This is a genomic window from Bradyrhizobium jicamae, from assembly GCF_018130215.1.
Taxonomy (GTDB): domain Bacteria; phylum Pseudomonadota; class Alphaproteobacteria; order Rhizobiales; family Xanthobacteraceae; genus Bradyrhizobium; species Bradyrhizobium jicamae_A.
This window is the reverse complement of sequence record NZ_JAFCKQ010000121.1, coordinates 1-1,556: the sequence shown is the minus strand read 5'-3', so window position 1 is coordinate 1,556 and position 1,556 is coordinate 1. Positions and strand designations below refer to the sequence as shown.

The window sequence follows — 1,556 nt, the reverse complement described above, 5'->3', positions numbered from 1 at the left end:
CAGCAGGCGCTCGATCTCCTGGTCAAGGACTGGACCAAGGTCTTCAAGGAGCAGGGCAAGGAAGTCGCCTCGCAGTAAATCCCCGACTCCGCGACCCAACTGAACTGGCTTCCCCGGGCACCGTCTCGGGGAAGCAGAACCAGCCCAGCCGATGGACAAGATGTCGACGATCCTGCAACCCGATCATGCTACGATGCCCGGCGTGAGCGAGCCCACAAAATCCCGCGCCGCGCGCCGCGTCCATGGTCTGTCCGACCGGACCATTGCGTGGCTGTTCGTCGCGCCGACGATCGCGTTGCTGCTCGCGATCAACATCTTCCCGCTGATCTGGATGATCCGGCTCTCCTTCACCAACCTCAACCTCAGCATGTCCTATCTCCCGCTGCGGTTCGTAGGCCTCGACAATTTCAGCGACATCCTCACGGACGAGGACGTCTGGATCCGGCTCCAGACCACGGCGCAATTCGTGATCTGCTCGGTGGCGTTGCAGGTGGTCGTCGGCTTTGGCCTCGCGCTCCTGATCAATCGCCAATTCCGCGGCCACAGCTTCTGGACCACGATCATCCTGCTGCCGATGATGCTGTCGCCGGCGGTGGTCGGCAATTTCTGGACGCTGCTGCTGCAGCCGCAGATCGGCCCCTTCAACTATCTGATCAGCCTGTTCACCGGCGTGCCGCCGAGTTCGTTCAGCATGACCGGCCAGGTGTCGCTCGCGCCCTGGACCATCGTGCTGGTCGACACCTGGATGTGGGCGCCCTACGTGATGCTGATCTGCCTCGCCGGGCTGCGCTCGATCCCCGATTACATCTATGAGGCCGCCGAGGTCGATCGCGCCTCGGCCTGGCGGCAGTTCTGGTCGATCACGCTGCCGATGACGGTGCCGTTCCTGATGCTCGCCGTGCTGTTCCGCGCGATCGAGAATTTCAAGATGTTCGACATGGTCAATCTGCTGACGTCGGGCGGACCGGGATCGACCACCGAGCTGGTGTCGATCACGCTGAAGCGCGCCGCGTTCGAGAAATGGCGCACCGGCTATTCGTCCGCGCTCGCCATCATCCTGTTCGTGACCGTGTTCGGTGCCGCCAACATCTACGTCAAAGCGCTCAACAAGGTGAAGCAACGATGACCGCTGCAGTTGCTAAATCTGTCCTCGCCAGATCCACCGCGCACTCCATCGTCGAGGCCTCGCCGCGTACCAAGGCGTTCGCCGGTACCCTCGTCATCCTCTACGCCGTGATCACGATCCTGCCGCTGCTCTGGATCGTCGCCACCGCATTCAAGTCGCAGAGCGATGCCATCGCCTATCCGCCGAAGGTGATTTTCGAGCCGACCCTCGAGGGCTATGTCAACCTGTTCACCGTGCGCACCCGCCAGACGCCGGATTTCATCGCGAAGCTGCCCCCGCCCCAGACCTGGTACGACAAGCTGGTCCGCAAGCACGACATGGTGATTGCAGGGCCGTCCAAGGTGGTGCCGCGTTTCGTCAATTCGCTGATCATCGGTTTCGGCTCGACTTTCCTGGCTGTCTTCCTTGGAACGCTTGCCGCTTACGCCTT

General features: G+C 62.1%; 1 protein-coding gene and 1 pseudogene. Both read left to right on the top strand.

Going from position 1 to position 1,556, the window contains the following annotated elements:
* Positions 1-193 precede the first annotated feature (193 nt).
* A complete protein-coding gene (locus JQ586_RS40225) occupies positions 194-1,126 on the top strand; it encodes a carbohydrate ABC transporter permease (protein ID WP_249148696.1) in 933 nt (310 codons plus the stop codon).
* Positions 1,123-1,556 (top strand): annotated as a pseudogene (locus JQ586_RS40220) (carbohydrate ABC transporter permease); the annotation flags it as partial. The gene JQ586_RS40225 and the pseudogene JQ586_RS40220, both read left to right, overlap by 4 nt.

Coding starts and splice junctions, on each gene's coding strand:
- JQ586_RS40225 (WP_249148696.1), top strand. CDS start 194: ATGCCCGGCGTGAGCGAGCCCACAAAATCCCGCGCCGCGCGCCGCGTC.